General features: G+C 70.1%; 11 protein-coding genes and 1 pseudogene. 3 read left to right on the top strand and 9 right to left on the bottom strand.

What is annotated here, in order from left to right; all coding sequences use genetic code 11:
• Positions 1–45 precede the first annotated feature (45 nt).
• Together C2L58_RS07045 and C2L58_RS07050 are read right to left on the bottom strand one after the other, a co-directional pair.
• A complete protein-coding gene (locus C2L58_RS07045) occupies positions 46–1,143 on the bottom strand; it encodes an S-(hydroxymethyl)mycothiol dehydrogenase (protein ID WP_103336727.1) in 1,098 nt (365 codons plus the stop codon).
• A 352-nt stretch (positions 1,144–1,495) separates the two neighbouring features.
• Positions 1,496–2,356, bottom strand: a pseudogene (locus tag C2L58_RS07050) (sigma-70 family RNA polymerase sigma factor).
• 78 nt (positions 2,357–2,434) lie between these two features.
• On the opposite strand from C2L58_RS07050, the gene C2L58_RS07055 reads away from it, so the two are divergent.
• A complete protein-coding gene (locus C2L58_RS07055) occupies positions 2,435–2,884 on the top strand; it encodes a carboxymuconolactone decarboxylase family protein (protein ID WP_103337095.1) in 450 nt (149 codons plus the stop codon).
• A gap of 40 nt (positions 2,885–2,924) precedes the next feature.
• Here the strand turns inward: C2L58_RS07055 and C2L58_RS07060 are convergent, their stop codons facing one another.
• The 3 genes from C2L58_RS07060 to C2L58_RS07070 all read right to left on the bottom strand — a co-directional run bounded on the left by C2L58_RS07060 (position 2,925) and on the right by C2L58_RS07070 (position 6,471).
• Complete coding sequence (locus C2L58_RS07060; protein ID WP_199191137.1) at positions 2,925–4,187, bottom strand: peptidase C39 family protein; 1,263 nt, start codon at positions 4,185–4,187, stop codon at positions 2,925–2,927.
• Between the two features lie 71 nt (positions 4,188–4,258).
• On the bottom strand, positions 4,259–4,660 hold the full coding sequence (locus tag C2L58_RS07065) for a PaaI family thioesterase (RefSeq protein ID WP_103336729.1): 402 nt from the start codon (positions 4,658–4,660) through the stop codon (positions 4,259–4,261).
• 86 nt (positions 4,661–4,746) lie between these two features.
• Positions 4,747–6,471 carry a TIGR03767 family metallophosphoesterase gene (locus tag C2L58_RS07070; RefSeq protein ID WP_103336730.1) on the bottom strand — a complete coding sequence of 575 codons (1,725 nt, stop codon included), beginning with the start codon at positions 6,469–6,471 and terminating at the stop codon, positions 4,747–4,749.
• Positions 6,472–6,681: 210 nt separating this feature from the next.
• Between C2L58_RS07070 and C2L58_RS07075 the strand changes: the two genes are divergently transcribed.
• Positions 6,682–7,290 (top strand): TetR/AcrR family transcriptional regulator, encoded by a 609-nt coding sequence (locus C2L58_RS07075; protein WP_103336731.1) that lies wholly within the window; start codon positions 6,682–6,684, stop codon positions 7,288–7,290.
• A gap of 73 nt (positions 7,291–7,363) precedes the next feature.
• Positions 7,364–8,125: an alpha/beta fold hydrolase gene (locus C2L58_RS07080; protein ID WP_103336732.1), complete on the top strand. Its 762-nt coding sequence runs from the start codon at positions 7,364–7,366 to the stop codon at positions 8,123–8,125.
• Positions 8,126–8,141: 16 nt separating this feature from the next.
• Here C2L58_RS07080 and C2L58_RS07085 read toward each other — a convergent pair whose 3' ends face one another.
• From C2L58_RS07085 to C2L58_RS07100, 4 genes are all read right to left on the bottom strand, one after another.
• Positions 8,142–8,957 carry a carbohydrate ABC transporter permease gene (locus C2L58_RS07085; protein WP_199191138.1) on the bottom strand — a complete coding sequence of 272 codons (816 nt, stop codon included), beginning with the start codon at positions 8,955–8,957 and terminating at the stop codon, positions 8,142–8,144.
• The gene (locus C2L58_RS07090) at positions 8,954–9,862 is read right to left on the bottom strand and encodes a carbohydrate ABC transporter permease (protein WP_233225592.1); all 909 of its coding nucleotides are present in this window, start codon (positions 9,860–9,862) and stop codon (positions 8,954–8,956) included. The genes C2L58_RS07085 and C2L58_RS07090 overlap by 4 nt, the downstream gene beginning before the upstream one ends.
• Positions 9,859–11,148, bottom strand: coding sequence for an ABC transporter substrate-binding protein (locus C2L58_RS07095; protein WP_103336735.1), 1,290 nt, complete (start codon positions 11,146–11,148; stop codon positions 9,859–9,861). Before C2L58_RS07095 ends, C2L58_RS07090 begins: the two co-directional genes overlap by 4 nt.
• Positions 11,149–11,247: 99 nt before the next feature.
• Entirely contained in the window at positions 11,248–12,876 is a 1,629-nt protein-coding gene (locus C2L58_RS07100; protein WP_103336736.1) for a long-chain fatty acid--CoA ligase, read from the bottom strand.
• Positions 12,877–13,192: the final 316 nt, after the last annotated feature.

Raw genomic sequence — 13,192 nt, forward strand, 5'->3', positions numbered from 1 at the left:
TGCCCGGGTAGGGCTCGGCCGGGTACTCGTCGTCGGTGAAGAGGGTCAGAACGTCACCACGCTGCGCAGCACGTCACCGTGGTGCATGCGCTCGAAGGCCTGCTCGACGCCGTCGACGCCGATGCGCTCGGTGACGAACTTGTCGAGCGGCAGCCGGCCCTGCAGGTAGAGGTCGACGAGCATCGGGAAGTCCCGGCTGGGCAGGCAGTCGCCGTACCAGGACGACTTGAGCGAGCCGCCGCGCGAGAAGAAGTCGATCAGCGGCAGGTCGTTCAGCCGCATCTCCGGCGTCGGCACGCCGACGAGCACGACCGTGCCGGCCAGGTCGCGGCCGTAGAACGCCTGGCGCCAGGTTTCGGGCCGGCCGACCGCGTCGATGACGACGTCGGGGCCGAATCCGCTGGTGGCGTCCTGCATGGCCTCGACGACCTGCTCTTCGCTGAGGCCCTTGCTGTTGACGGTGTGCGTCGCGCCGAAGTCCTTCGCCCAGGTGAGCTTCCGGTCGTCCATGTCGATCGCGACGATCGTGGTGGCGCCGGCCAGCTTCGCGCCGGCGATGGCGGCGTCCCCGACCCCACCGCAGCCGATGACGGCGACCGAGTCACCGCGCGTGACGGCGCCGGTGTTGATGGCCGCGCCGAGCCCGGCCATGACCCCGCAGCCGAGCAGCCCGGCGACCGCGGGTTCGGCCTCGCGGTTGACCTTCGTGCACTGTCCGCTGTGGACGAGCGTCTTCTCGAGGAAGGCGCCGATGCCGAGCGCGGGCGAAAGCTTGGTGCCGTCGGTGAGCGTCATGGGCTGGGCGGCGTTGAACGTCGAGAAGCAGTACCACGGCTTGCCGCGCTTGCAGGCCCGGCAGGTGCCGCAGACGGCGCGCCAGTTGAGGATGACGTAGTCGCCCGGCTCGAGATCGGTGACGCCTTCGCCGACGGCTTCGACGACACCGGCGGCCTCGTGGCCGAGCAGGAACGGGAAATCGTCGTTGATGCCGCCTTCGCGGTAGTGCAGGTCGGTGTGGCAGACCCCGCAGGCCTGGACGTTCACGACGGCCTCGCCGGGACCGGGATCGGGCACGAGGACGGTCTCCAGCGAGACGGGCTCGCCCTTCGCCCGCGAAACGACCCCCTGGACCTCGTACGGCATTCGAACCACCTTCCGGCTGCGCTGCTGGTCGACCGCAGCTAATCACGGATCATGCGGAGATGGCGACATCCGCAGGAGTGAGGTTCGGTGGTGAAGACGCAACGAGTTGCGTGCTGCGCAACTGAAGGAGGTGGATGACGGGGTTGGGTGGCTTCACCTGCGGTCGATCGGTGGCCCGGGGGTTGGTCGGAGCGGCGGCTCGGCGGTCGGTGTCTGCTGCGCTCGGCATCCGGTGGCCAGGGGGCGATGGATACGGCGGGCGCGGGGTTGGTCGACATGGCGGCTCGACGGCTCCGCTCGGTCGCGCGCTCGGCGAGCCGTGCGGGCGGGCCTCCGGCCCCCGGTTTCCAGCTTACCGGGCACCACCGACAGTTCCCGGCGGCTCCGGCAGGTCCATCGAGGCGAGCTTCACCGGGTCCGCCACCGCCGCGATGTTGGTGATCCGCCCGTCGACCACCGTGAACGCCACCACCGACAGCGGCGTCCCGTCCTCACGCCACGCCACCACGCCCGGCAGGCCGCCCACCAGCACGCGCCGGCCGTCGCCGGCCGCTCCGAAGCGGGCGCCCGTGGCCACGTTCGTTGCTCCCAGGACCACCACCAGGCCGTCCGGTGTGTCGACCGTGAGGCGGACGTCCGGGTCGAGGACGCGCAGCAGCTGCTCGAAGTCGCCGTCGCGGGCCGCCGTCAGGAAGGCCTGGACCACCTCCCTCTGCAACGACCCGGCCGGCGGTGAAGGCGTGCGCACTTTGCGGCGGGCCCGGCTCGCCAGCATCTTGGCCGCCGCCGTGGACTTGCCCAAGATGCGTCCGATCTCCTCGAACGGCACCGCGAACAGGTCGTGCAGCACGAACGCCAGCCGCTCGCTCGGGCCGAGGGACTCCAGCACCACCAGCAGCGCCAGCCCGACCGAATCCGCCAGCTCCGCGTCCTCGTCCGGGGAGGCGCCGTCGTCGACCGTCACGATGATCTCTTCATACGGCGCCTCGGGGCGGGACTTCCGCGCGCGCAGCACGTCCAGGCTGATCCGGCCGACCACCGTCGTCAGCCAGCCCTCGAGGTTCTCGATCGACGCCGCGTCCTGGCGCGACAGCCGCAGCTAGGCCTCCTGCACCACGTCCTCGGCGTCGGCGTGCGAACCGAGCACGCGGTGGGCCACCGCGCGCAGCCGGTCGCGCTGCGCTTCGAACGTCTCGGCCAGCGTGTCGGACATGGTCGTTACCTTCCTCGGTTCGGCTCCGTCGTGGACATGACGGGCCCGGAGGGGCGCAGGTAACCGATGGAGGAAACGATGGAAGCACGGCTGAAGACCCGGAGCGATCCCGAGGTGACCGGCGCGGTCCAGCAGCTGTTCAAGGTGGTGCACGCCGCCGGCGTCGATCCGCTGCTGCTGGAGCTGGTCCACCTGAGGGCCAGCCAGATCAACGGCTGCGCCCCGTGCACCTACGCCGGTGTCCAGGCGGCGAAGCGGCAGGGGGAGACCGACGACCGGCTGCACAGCGTCGTCACCTGGCGCGAGACGCCGTTCTTCACCGAGCCGGAGCGGGCCGCGCTCGCGCTGACCGAAGCCGCGACCCGGATCGAGGACGGCCAGCCGGGCGTGACCGACGAGGTCTGGGCGGCCGCGGCCGAGCACTTCGACGAGCAGCAGCTGTCCGCGATCGTCACGCACATCGCGCTCAGCGGCTTCTTCAACCGGATCAACCGCGCCATCCGGGAACAGGCCGGCAAGACCTGGTGAAGGCCGGCGGGGCGCCGGTGAGGCGCCCCGCCGAGCCCCGTCAAGCCGGCGTGATGATGTACGCGACGCCGCCGGGGCCGCCGGCGACGGTGCCGTCCGCGCGGTAGCGCTTGGTCCGCTGCCAGATCTTCTCGAACTGGTCCCGCTTGTAGACGTTGCGCACCCGGTCGTTGCTGCTCGACGCCGGGTCGTTCGCGATCACGTCGCCGTCCTTCGTGAAGCCGACGACGACCATGATGTGCCCCGACGTCCCGTAGCCGGCGCCGTCGAGCTCCGACGACAGGAACGACTGCGACGTGATCACCGGGATGCCACGCGCGATGTAGGTCTCCAGCTCGTTCAGCGAGTGCAGCCGCGTGATGTGGCCGCGCAACCCGCGCGACGCCGCATAGGCCGTGTTGAACGGCCAGTTCCCGGTGCCGTCGTAGGCGTGGTCGTAGGTGTAGCGCGCCGCGAACGCCACCTGCGGGTCGACGTAGCCCGCCGGGATCCACGCCAGCTCCGCCGCGGACGGCTTCTTGCCCCAGTACTCGGCCACCATCTCGGTCGACGTCGGGCTGCACCAGGCTTCGCCGCCCCCGCCGTACTGCGGGAACTGTCCTTTGTGGAGGTTCTGCGCGTACGCGGGCACCTTCAGCTCGATCCCGGTGGCCCGCCCGGGCTTCGTCGGCTGCACCTCGAAGCGGTCCGGGACGGCGGAAGTCATCGCGCCCAGCAGGCTCACCGACGGCGTCGCGCCCGAGCCGGCTTCGCGGTAGAGGCTGACCCGGAGGTGGTACGACTTCAGCGTCACGTCCGGCTTCATGACCAGCGTGTCCACGTCGACCAGCGCGTTGGCGTCGTCCTGGCCGTCGACGCTGGTGCGCAGGATGTCGGCGTCGCCGCTGGCCCAGTGGCCCAGCACGTACCACGCGGTTTCGGCGCCCGCCGACGTCCGGCCCTGCGCCTCGACCTGCAGCCAGGTCTTCGCGGGCGTCTTCGCGTTCCACGACGCGACCAGCTGCGTCGCGCCGAAGCCCGGCCGGTACGCCGGTGACGTCCACTGGCCGTACTCGTACGTTCTCGTCGTGCCCAGCTCCGGCTCGGTGTGCTCGACCGTGCCGACCGGGCGGGTCAGGCGCAGGCCGTCGCGGGTGAGCGCCACGCCGGCGAAGCCGCCTTCGTGGAACCGGCCGCCGGTCCACTCGTGGTAGTCGATCGCCTCGTCGTCGCGCGGGCGGACGGGCCCGGCCTCGGCGGCTTGCGCGGTTACCGCGGACAACACAACCACTGACAATAAGGTGAACAGCTCGCGTATGCGCATCCTGGCTCCCTGATCGGCCCACCCAGTAGCCAGGAATTTTCGCCGCTCCGGACCGGTCTGTAAACAGGTACCTAGAGGACGGCCTGCGTCTGTGTCACTTTCGCGACCAACTTGCCGTCGTCGTCGTGGATTTCGGTCTCCACCACGACGAACTTGCGGCCGGCGTGCAGTGGTCTGGACGACGCAACGGCGTAGCCCGAACGCACCGCGCGCAGGAAGTTCGTCTTCGATTCGACGGTCGTCGTGCCCTGGCCGCCTTCGGGCAGGTTGAGGAACGCGCACACGGCGCCGGTCGAGTCGGCCAGCGCCATGAGCGCGCCCCCGTGCAGCGCGCCGCCGAGCGTGCAGAGGCTTTCGTCCCACTTCAGCCGGCTGCGGACGAGTTCGCGCCCGTGCTCCAGCACCTCGACGCCGAGGCGTTCGGAAAACGGCATGGAGCGGTGGAAGAGCCGGGTGCCTTCAAGATCGGTCATGCGACCACTGTGCCGCACCTCCCGCCGGTCGTGAGTGGTAAGGCGGGTTCTAACCCGCCTTACCACTCACGACAGCCGCGGGAGCCTCAGGACAGGGGGTTGATGAGCAGCAGTTCCGTGTTGTGGTCCTCGGCCGCGCCGACCCGGCCCAGGTTGGTGTGGATGTCGTTGTAGGACAGCTCGCGGTACAGCGACGCAAGCGCTTGCGGCGTCCGGGCGCCGTAGTCCACGGCGTACGGCGCTTCCGCTTCGATCAGGGTCGTGAACAGCGACAACGTGCCGTCCGCGTTGTCCGCGACCTCGACGATCCGGGCGTGCTGCGGGAAGTCGATGTGTGACGCCGTGTTGATCTCCCAGAAGCCTTGCTGCGGCGTGTTCCCGGCGTGCGGCGTGATCTTGTTGAGGTGCGTGTGGCCGTTGACCCAGGCCAGCACGTTCGGGAACCGCTTGAGCAGCGCGACGAAGGCGTTGCCGTCCAGCCGCGGGTCGAGCAGGTGGCGCGAGTCGGGCAGCAGGTTGCCCATCGAGCCGCTGGTGTGGTGGCTGAAGAGGAGGAACAGCTCGTCGGTGACGGCGTGGGTGACCTTGCGGCCGAAGAAGTCGTAGTACGTCGAGCTGCCGCGCTTCAGCGTCGACTCGACCCAGGAGTACTGCGCGAGCCCGATCGAGCCGTCGGCGAACCCGGCGTCGGTGGTGGTGTCGAGGCTGATCCCGGTGATGCCGGGCGCGATCCGGAAGGTGTAGTAGACGTTCTGGCCGTCGGCGTTGGCGCTGGTGAAGCCGTGCCCCACCGGGCCGGGGCCGGTGTTGGCGGCGTCGAGGTGGGCGCGGACGAACTCGCCGGTGCCGAACGGGCGCCGCCGCGCGTCCGGCGTGATCTCGCGGATGGTGCCGCTGCCCCCGAACAGTTCCGCGACCGGGACGCCGGCACCCTTCTTGATCGCGTCGGCGAGCTTCTTCGCGGTGGTCTCGTCCTTGCCGATCACCTTGTACTTCCCGGTGTACCAGGCGTCGATGCCGGGGATCCGCGCCGGCAGCGAGCCGACGATGCTGTCGTCGTGGTTGCCGAAGGTGCAGAACCACGGGACGTCGAGGCCGGGTGCGGTGAAGGACTTCATGCCCGCTTCGAGCAGGCCGGGCAGCTGCGGGAAGCCCTTCGCCGAGTACTTGTCGCCCACACCGGGGATCGAGGGGTTCCAGTACTCGTCGTTGCCGGAGCTCTGGACGCCTTCGTACGCGTTCGCGTCGCCGGAGTTCGGGGTGACGGTGCCGCCGTTGAGGACCTTGAGGAACCAGTCGAGCTCGATCAGCTCGTGGTTGTCGGTGTTGTCGCCGGTGGTGACCATCAGGTCGAACGGCCGCCCGGTGAACGGCCCTTGCCGCACGCTGTTGACCCGTTCGACCAGCGCGCTGGTGGCGACCGTCCCGAGCGCCTCCTGCGGCCGGTGCGCGGAGCCGATGAACGGGTGCAGGTACTCGAACCGCGCGGGGCTTTCGGCGTCGGTGATGTGCAGGTCGGTGAACTGGACGAAGGCGGAGAGCGCCCGGCGCCGGTCGTCGCGCCCGCTCTTCGGGGTGGCCAGATCGCTCCGGACGACCAGCGGCCAGCCGGGGCCCGCGGACAGGCGCGAGTAGGTGCTGGTGCCCCCGCCGGTGGCGACCTGTTCGAGCGTGGTGCCGGTGGTGGTGACCGAGCGGGTGCTCGTGAGCCGGAGGGCGCGGTCGAGGGCGTTCGCGGTGGGCGTGCAGAGCAGGAGCCCGACACCGGCGGCGCCCGCGGTGGCGAAGGTGCGCCGGGTGAGTTCGGCCATGAGATCGCTCCCCAGTCTTCTCGGTTGCCCTGCACCGTGCCGGACGTCGGTGACCGGCCGGTGAACGTGACATTTCGAGCTACCCTGTCACAGGCGTCGGAGTGGGTGTACCGCCGAAGGTTGTGGTCATTTCCGCCGCTGAGGCCCGGCGGCGGGAGGGCCTCGTGGCACACTTCGTCGACCACGAGGCCAGTCAGGGGAGCACGACGCATGACCGATCGCCCGGCCAGGCGAACGCAGGAGCAACGACGCGCGGAGACCGAGCGGCGCGTGGTGGACGCGGCGATGGCGCTCATCGCGCGCAGCGGCTCCCGGGCCGTCACGCTCGCCGAGGTCGGGGAAGCCGCCGGCTACAGCCGCGGCATCGTCTACCACCACTTCGGCAGCCGGGAACGGCTGCTGGAGGCCGTAGTCGACGAGGCGCAGCGGTTCGACGTCCCCGTCTACGAGGGAGACGGCCTGGACTACCTGGTGCGGATCATCGAGGCGTACCTGCGCAACGTCGTGCGGCGGACCCCGTCGGCGCGCGCGTTCCTGCAGCTGTGGGGCGAGGCGATCGCGGCCGACCCCGTGCTGGCTCCGCTGTTCGCCCGCCGGGACGCCGACTTCCGGCAGCTCCTGGCGGACGTGGTCCGCCAGGGCGTCGCCGACGGGTCCATCCGGCCCGACGCGAACCCGGCCGCGGCCGCCGTGTTGATCGTCGCCCTGGTCCGCGGGACCGGGCTGCAGCTCATCGCCCAGCCTCCGGTTCGCAACGTCCCCGCCCTCATCCGGGAGGCGACGCGCTCGGTACGCGGAGCCTTCGCGGTCACGCCGTAGTTTCCGGACGTGGTCGCCCGCACCGGCCGCTGCTACACTTACTTGCGTACATGCACGCAAGTTAGGAGTCGAGATGACTGTTCCGTTGGTACTCGTGCACGGCAATCCGGAGAACTCCGGCGTGTGGGGACCGCTGATCTCCGCACTCGGCCGCGACGACGTGGTGTCGCTGTCGCCGCCCGGTTTCGGGGTGCCGGCGTCGGACGGCTTCTCCGCCACCGTCGAGGGCTACCGCGAATGGCTCGCCGCGCGGCTGGAGCAGTTCCGGGAGCCCGTCGACCTCGTCGGCCACGACTGGGGTGGCGCGCACGTCGCCGGAATCGCGATGACGCGCCCGGACCTGATCCGCAGCTGGGCGTCGGACGCACTCGGCCTCTTCGACCCGGGCTACGTCTGGCACGCGCGGGCCCAGGTGTGGCAGCAGGAAGGGGCCGGCGAGGCTTCGGTGAAGGAGATCTTCGGCGGCACGCTGGCGCAGCGGCTGGAGGTCGTCGGCGCGCTCGGGATGAGCGGCCCGGCCGCGGAACGCGTGGCGGCCGGGATGGACGACGGCATGGGGCGGGCGGTGCTCTCGCTGCTGCGGTCGGCCGTCCAGCCGGTGATGGCCGACGCGGGCCGCGGCCTGGCGAAGGCGCGACAGCGTCCCGGTCTCGCCCTGATCGCCCTCGCGGACGTCGACCAGGCCAGTGGAACGCCCGCGCAGCACCGGTCCGCGGGCGAGGCCGCCGGTGCCGAGATCGCCGAACTCGCCGACACCGGGCACTGGTGGCCGGTGACGGACCCGCACCCGGCGGCGCGCGCCCTGACCGCGTTCTGGTCCCGGTTGGACGGTTAGGCGGGCCCGGGCCCGGTCAGCCCGTCAAGCCGGACTCGGCCACCCCGCGCACCAGGTACCGCTGCAGGAACGCGAACAGCAGCACGATCGGCAGGATCGACACCGCCGCCGCCAGGAACAGCAGGTTCAGCTGCGGGTTCTGGGCCGTCAGCAGTCCTGACAGCGCCACCTGGACCGTCCACGAATCCGGGGACTGGGCGATGATCAGCGGCCACAGGAACGCGTTCCAGCTGCCGATCACGGTGATGACCGCGATCGCCGCGAAGAAGCCCTTCGAATTCGGCACCACGATCCGCCAGAACACGCCCCAGCGGCTCAGCCCGTCGACCCGGCCGGCCTCCTCCAGTTCGCGTGGGAAGTCGAGGAAGTACTGGCGGAACAGGAACACGCTGAACGCGCTGAACAGCCCGGGGATCACCAGGCCGCGGAAGTCCGACAGCCAGCCCAGCGACGAGACGACCACGAAACTCGGCACGAACGTCACCGACGTCGGGATCATCAGCGTCGCCAGCACCGCGTGGAAGACCGGGCGGGAGTGCCGGTAGGGGATCCGGGCCAGGCCGTAGCCCGCCAGGGAACAGACCACCAGCAGGCCGGTCGTCTGGAGGGTCGCGACCAGCAGCGAGTTCAGCAGGCTCCGGGCGAACGGGACGTCCGAAAGCGAGAACAGCCGCGAGAGGTTCTCCCAGTGCACTGTGGACGGAAAGAACGTCCACTGTGGAGACGTCAGGTCCGTTCGCGACGCCAGGCCGTTGCGCAGGAGGAGGTAGAACGGCAGCAGGAAGAGCACCGCCGCCACCGACAGGCAAGCCCACCGCAGGACCGCTCTCATGCCGCCCGCCCGAAGCGCAGCACCCGGCCCTGCAGCAGTGTCACCAGCGCGATGACCAGCGCCAGGATCACCGCGCCGGCACTGCCGCGGCCGAGGTCCTGGCCGCCCGAACCCAGCGACGTGTAGTACAGGTAGACCAGCGGCGGCCGGGCGAAGGGCGGGTAGCCGCGGGCGTCGCCCATGATGTTGTAGAACTCGTCGAACGCCTGGTAGGCGTTGATCAGGTTCAGCAGCAACACCGCCACCGCCGTCGCGCGCAGCTGCGGCAGCGTGATGTGGCGGAACACCGGCCAGCCCGGCTTGGCGCCGTCGAGCCACGCCGCTTCGTAGAGCTGGACCGGGATCCGCTGCAGGGCGGCGATGAAGAGGATCATGTAGAACCCCAGCTGCAGCCAAAGCCGCGCCGTCACCAGCACCACCCAGTACAGCGGCGGGTGTACCGTCCCGGTCCAGGCGACCGGATCGACGCCGAAGACCGCGAGCACCGAGTTCGCCAGTCCGTATCGGACACCCGAGAACAGCGACGTCTTCCAGATCAGCGACGCCACCACGTACGAGCAGGCGAACGGCAGGAAGAACACCGACCGGAAGAACGCCCGCGCGAACCGCAGCCGGTTGACGCCGAGCGCCAGCGCCAGCGACAACACGAACGTCAGCGGCACGATGAACACCGCGAAGACGCTGAACGTCCCCAGGCTCGACAGGAACGGCTCGTCGGTGAGCATGTGCCCGTAGTTGTCCAGCCCGACGAACTCGGTCGGCGTCACCGTGTTGCGCGCGTCGAAGAACGAAAGGTACGCGCTCCAGCCGATCGGCAGGTACGCGAAGATCGCCAGCCCGAGCAGGAACGGCCCGACGAACAGCCAGAACGCGCGCGCGTCCCGCCGCTTCACCCCCCGGGTCATCCAAACAGGCGCTTCAGCTCGGCGCGAGCCACCTCGACCGCGGTCTTGACCTGCGCGGCCGGGTCCGCGCCCTCCTTGGCGATCTTCGCGACCGCGTCGGACAGCGCCGTGTTCGACGGCTGCGTCCACACCGGTCCGCCGACGAGGTGGCTGTTCTCCTGGACGAACCGGGCCGCGTCGGCGGCCGGGCCGGACTTGAGGTTGTCCGCGCGGCCGATCAGGCTCTGCCGGGCCGGCACGTGGAAGCCGAACTTCGTCGCGAACTCCAGCTGGTCCTGCGTCTGGTCGATCCACAGCCACTTCACGAACGCCTTGGCTTCGGTGACGTGCGCGCTCTTGGCGTTCACCATCGCGCCGTACGCGCCGACCGGCACCGACGGCGCGCCGCTGCCGTCCAGCTTCGGGAAGGGCAGGACGCCGAAGTCGTCGTCGAACGCCTGGCGGATCTTCGGCACGTTCCACAGCCCGGTCCACTGCATCGCCGTCAGCCCGTCGATGAACGCACCCGGGTCGGACCAGTCCGCCGGCGCGCCGAGCAGCAGGGAACCGTTGGCGTTCAACGTGTGCAGCTTCGCCAGCGCGGTCGCCGCCCGCGGGTCGTCGAAGCCGACCTCGCGGTTGCCGTTCTTGAGGTAGTCGAGCCCGGCCGACCACAGCAGCGGGCCGGTGAGCACGCCGACGCCGCCGTCGTTGCCCGCGAAGAAGCCCTTGACGCCGTCCTTCGTCAGCTTCGCGGCCGCGTCGACGAGCTCGTCGACGGTCTGCGGCGGCTGCACGCCCGCGGCCTGCAGCAGGCTCTTGCGGTAGAAGAGCAGCTGCGTGTCGGTGGCCTGCGGGACGCCGTAGACCCGGCCCTCGACGGTCTGCGCGGCCAGCACGGCCGGGCTGAAGTCACCCTTCGCCGGCCCGATGACGTCGTCGAGCGGGAGGACCTGCTTCTGCCGCACCCAGTCGATCTTGACCTGCGCCTCGAAGACGTCCGGCACCTTGCTGTTCTGCAGCGCGGTGACGATCTTCGAGTCGTAGTCGCCCGGGTTCCACTGCACGGTCACGGCCGCGCCGGGGTAGCTCGACGCGTACCGCTTGACGGCGTCCTGGACGCCCTCCTCGCCGTACGCGTGGTACCACTGCTGGAGCGCGGCCTTCGGGGCGTCCGACGACGGCGGGCCCGCCGAGTACGCCGTCGAGGGCGGCGGGTCACCCTGCCGCCCGGTGTTGGACCCGCAGGCCGTCGCCAGCGCGCCCATGCCCGCCAGTGCGAGGAAACTCCGCCTGTTCCGCTGCATCCCCAGAACCCCTCCGACGTGCTCCGAAGGCCACCATAGGGGGGTCAGGGTCCCCCATGGTGACCGCCAGAGGCATGAGACTCGCCGGAGATTTACCCGTTAGAGCTGCGCGATGTCGAGCTTTCCCTCGGAGTAGGACGCGCGGATCCGCTTCTTGTCGAACTTGCCGACGCTGGTCTTGGGCACCTCGTCGACGAACGTCCAGTTCTCCGGCAGCTGCCACTTCGCGACCTTGTCGGACAGGTATTCGCGCAGCTCTTCCGGCGTGACGCTCTGGCCTTCCTTGAGCACGACGGCGACCAGCGGCCGCTCGTCCCACTTCTCGTCCGGGATGCCGACGACCGCGGCCTCGGCCACCGCCGGGTGGCCCATCACCTGGTTCTCCAGGTCGACCGAGGAGATCCACTCGCCGCCGGACTTGATGACGTCCTTGGCGCGGTCGGTCAGCGTCAGGAAGCCGTCCGGGCTGATCTTGCCGACGTCGCCGGTGCGCAGCCAGCCGTCGTGGAACTTGTCGGGGTCGATCTCGGCGCCGCCGTAGTAGGACGCGGCGATCCACGGGCCCTGGACCTCGAGTTCGCCGACGGCTTCGTTGTCCCACGGCAGCGCGTCGCCGGAGTCGCCGATCAGCCGGGCCCGCACGGACGCCGGGAAGCGGCCCTGCGTGTAGCGGTAGCGCCAGGCCTCGTCGCCGGTCGCGTCGGCGGGCGGGCGGGCCACGCTGCCCAGCGGGGACGTCTCGGTCATGCCCCAGGCGTGCAGGATCGGGACGTCGTGCCGCTCCTGGAAGGCGTGCATCAGCGACGGCGGCACCGCGGACCCGCCGACGACGACCTCACGCAGGTGCGAGATGTCCTGCGGGTGGGCTTCGAGGTGGGCGAGCAGGCCCTGCCAGACGGTGGGCACCGCGCCGGCGAACGTCGGCTTCTCGGCGGCCAGCAGCGCCGCGATCGGCGCCGGCTGGAGGAACCGGTCCGGCATCAGCAGCGACGCGCCGACCATCAGCGACGCGTACGGCAGGCCCCACGCCATCGCGTGGAACATCGGCACGATGGCCAGGGCCTTGTCGTGCTGCGCGAGCCGCATGCTGTCGGTCATGCAGACCTGCATCGAGTGCAGCCAGATCGACCGGTGTGAATACGCGACACCCTTGGGGTCACCGGTCGTGCCCGAGGTGTAACACATCGCGGCGGCCGAGCGCTCGTCGACGTCCGGCCAGTCGAAGGTGTCGGGCTGGGCGGCCAGCAGCTCGGCGTAGGAGTGCACCTCGACGCCGTCGGGTGCTTCGAGGGTCGCGGCGTCGCCGTTGGCCACGATGACGTGCCGGACCGTCTTGAACTGCGGCAACTGCTTCGCCAGGAGCGGGACGAGGGTGCCGTCGACGATGACGACGTGGTCCTCGGCGTGGTTGGCGACGAAGACGAGCTGCTCCGGGAACAGCCGGATGTTCAGCGTGTGCAGCACGGCGCCCATCGCCGGAACGGCGAGGTAGGCGGCCAAGTGCTCGGCGTTGTTCCACATGAACGTGCCGACGCGCTGGTCACCGGTCACGCCGAGGCTCTTGAGGGCGTTCGCGAGCCGCGCGGCGTTGCGGCCGAGCTCGCGATAGCTCTCGCGACGGGCTTCTGAACCGGTCCAGGTGATGACTTCGCTCGCCGAGTGCACCGACGTGCCGTGGCGGAGCAGGTTCGCCAGCGACAGCTGGCCGTCCTGCATGGTGCTCAACATGGTCGCTCCCGGGGGTAGCTCGCCGGTGAACTGGGGTTGCGCCGACTCTAGTGCGGATCGGGTGAAGCGGGCATGGTCAACTACGGCTCCGTTCGGTCACGGTCGTCGCGCGATCGGGCGACGACCGGACGATGATCAAGATCATTAATTTTCCGGCTTCTCCTTATGTGCAAGGAAATGTGCGCGAGAACAGCGCGTAACGGAAGCTCCACTTCCGGGTGAGAGAGGCCACGTGGCCCACTTCTTGGGAGCGTTTCCGCAGGCCGGAGCGGGTTGCCTGCTATCACCTCCGGGGGTAATAAGTGCGTGTCGGTTG

This window comes from Amycolatopsis sp. CA-126428 (assembly GCF_002904335.1).
Classification (GTDB): Bacteria; Actinomycetota; Actinomycetes; order Mycobacteriales; family Pseudonocardiaceae; genus Amycolatopsis.

What these genes read in the sequence shown, in the direction of transcription:
- C2L58_RS07070 (WP_103336730.1), bottom strand. Translation starts at nt 6,471, where the DNA reads ATGGCCGAACTCACCCGGCGCACCTTCGCCACCGCGGGCGCCGCCGGT.
- C2L58_RS07055 (WP_103337095.1), top strand. Translation starts at nt 2,435, where the DNA reads ATGGAAGCACGGCTGAAGACCCGGAGCGATCCCGAGGTGACCGGCGCG.
- C2L58_RS07060 (WP_199191137.1), bottom strand. Translation starts at nt 4,187, where the DNA reads ATGCGCATACGCGAGCTGTTCACCTTATTGTCAGTGGTTGTGTTGTCC.
- C2L58_RS07075 (WP_103336731.1), top strand. Translation starts at nt 6,682, where the DNA reads ATGACCGATCGCCCGGCCAGGCGAACGCAGGAGCAACGACGCGCGGAG.
- C2L58_RS07090 (WP_233225592.1), bottom strand. Translation starts at nt 9,862, where the DNA reads ATGACCCGGGGGGTGAAGCGGCGGGACGCGCGCGCGTTCTGGCTGTTC.
- C2L58_RS07085 (WP_199191138.1), bottom strand. Translation starts at nt 8,957, where the DNA reads ATGAGAGCGGTCCTGCGGTGGGCTTGCCTGTCGGTGGCGGCGGTGCTC.
- C2L58_RS07095 (WP_103336735.1), bottom strand. Translation starts at nt 11,148, where the DNA reads ATGCAGCGGAACAGGCGGAGTTTCCTCGCACTGGCGGGCATGGGCGCG.
- C2L58_RS07100 (WP_103336736.1), bottom strand. Translation starts at nt 12,876, where the DNA reads ATGTTGAGCACCATGCAGGACGGCCAGCTGTCGCTGGCGAACCTGCTC.
- C2L58_RS07080 (WP_103336732.1), top strand. Translation starts at nt 7,364, where the DNA reads ATGACTGTTCCGTTGGTACTCGTGCACGGCAATCCGGAGAACTCCGGC.
- C2L58_RS07065 (WP_103336729.1), bottom strand. Translation starts at nt 4,660, where the DNA reads ATGACCGATCTTGAAGGCACCCGGCTCTTCCACCGCTCCATGCCGTTT.
- C2L58_RS07045 (WP_103336727.1), bottom strand. Translation starts at nt 1,143, where the DNA reads ATGCCGTACGAGGTCCAGGGGGTCGTTTCGCGGGCGAAGGGCGAGCCC.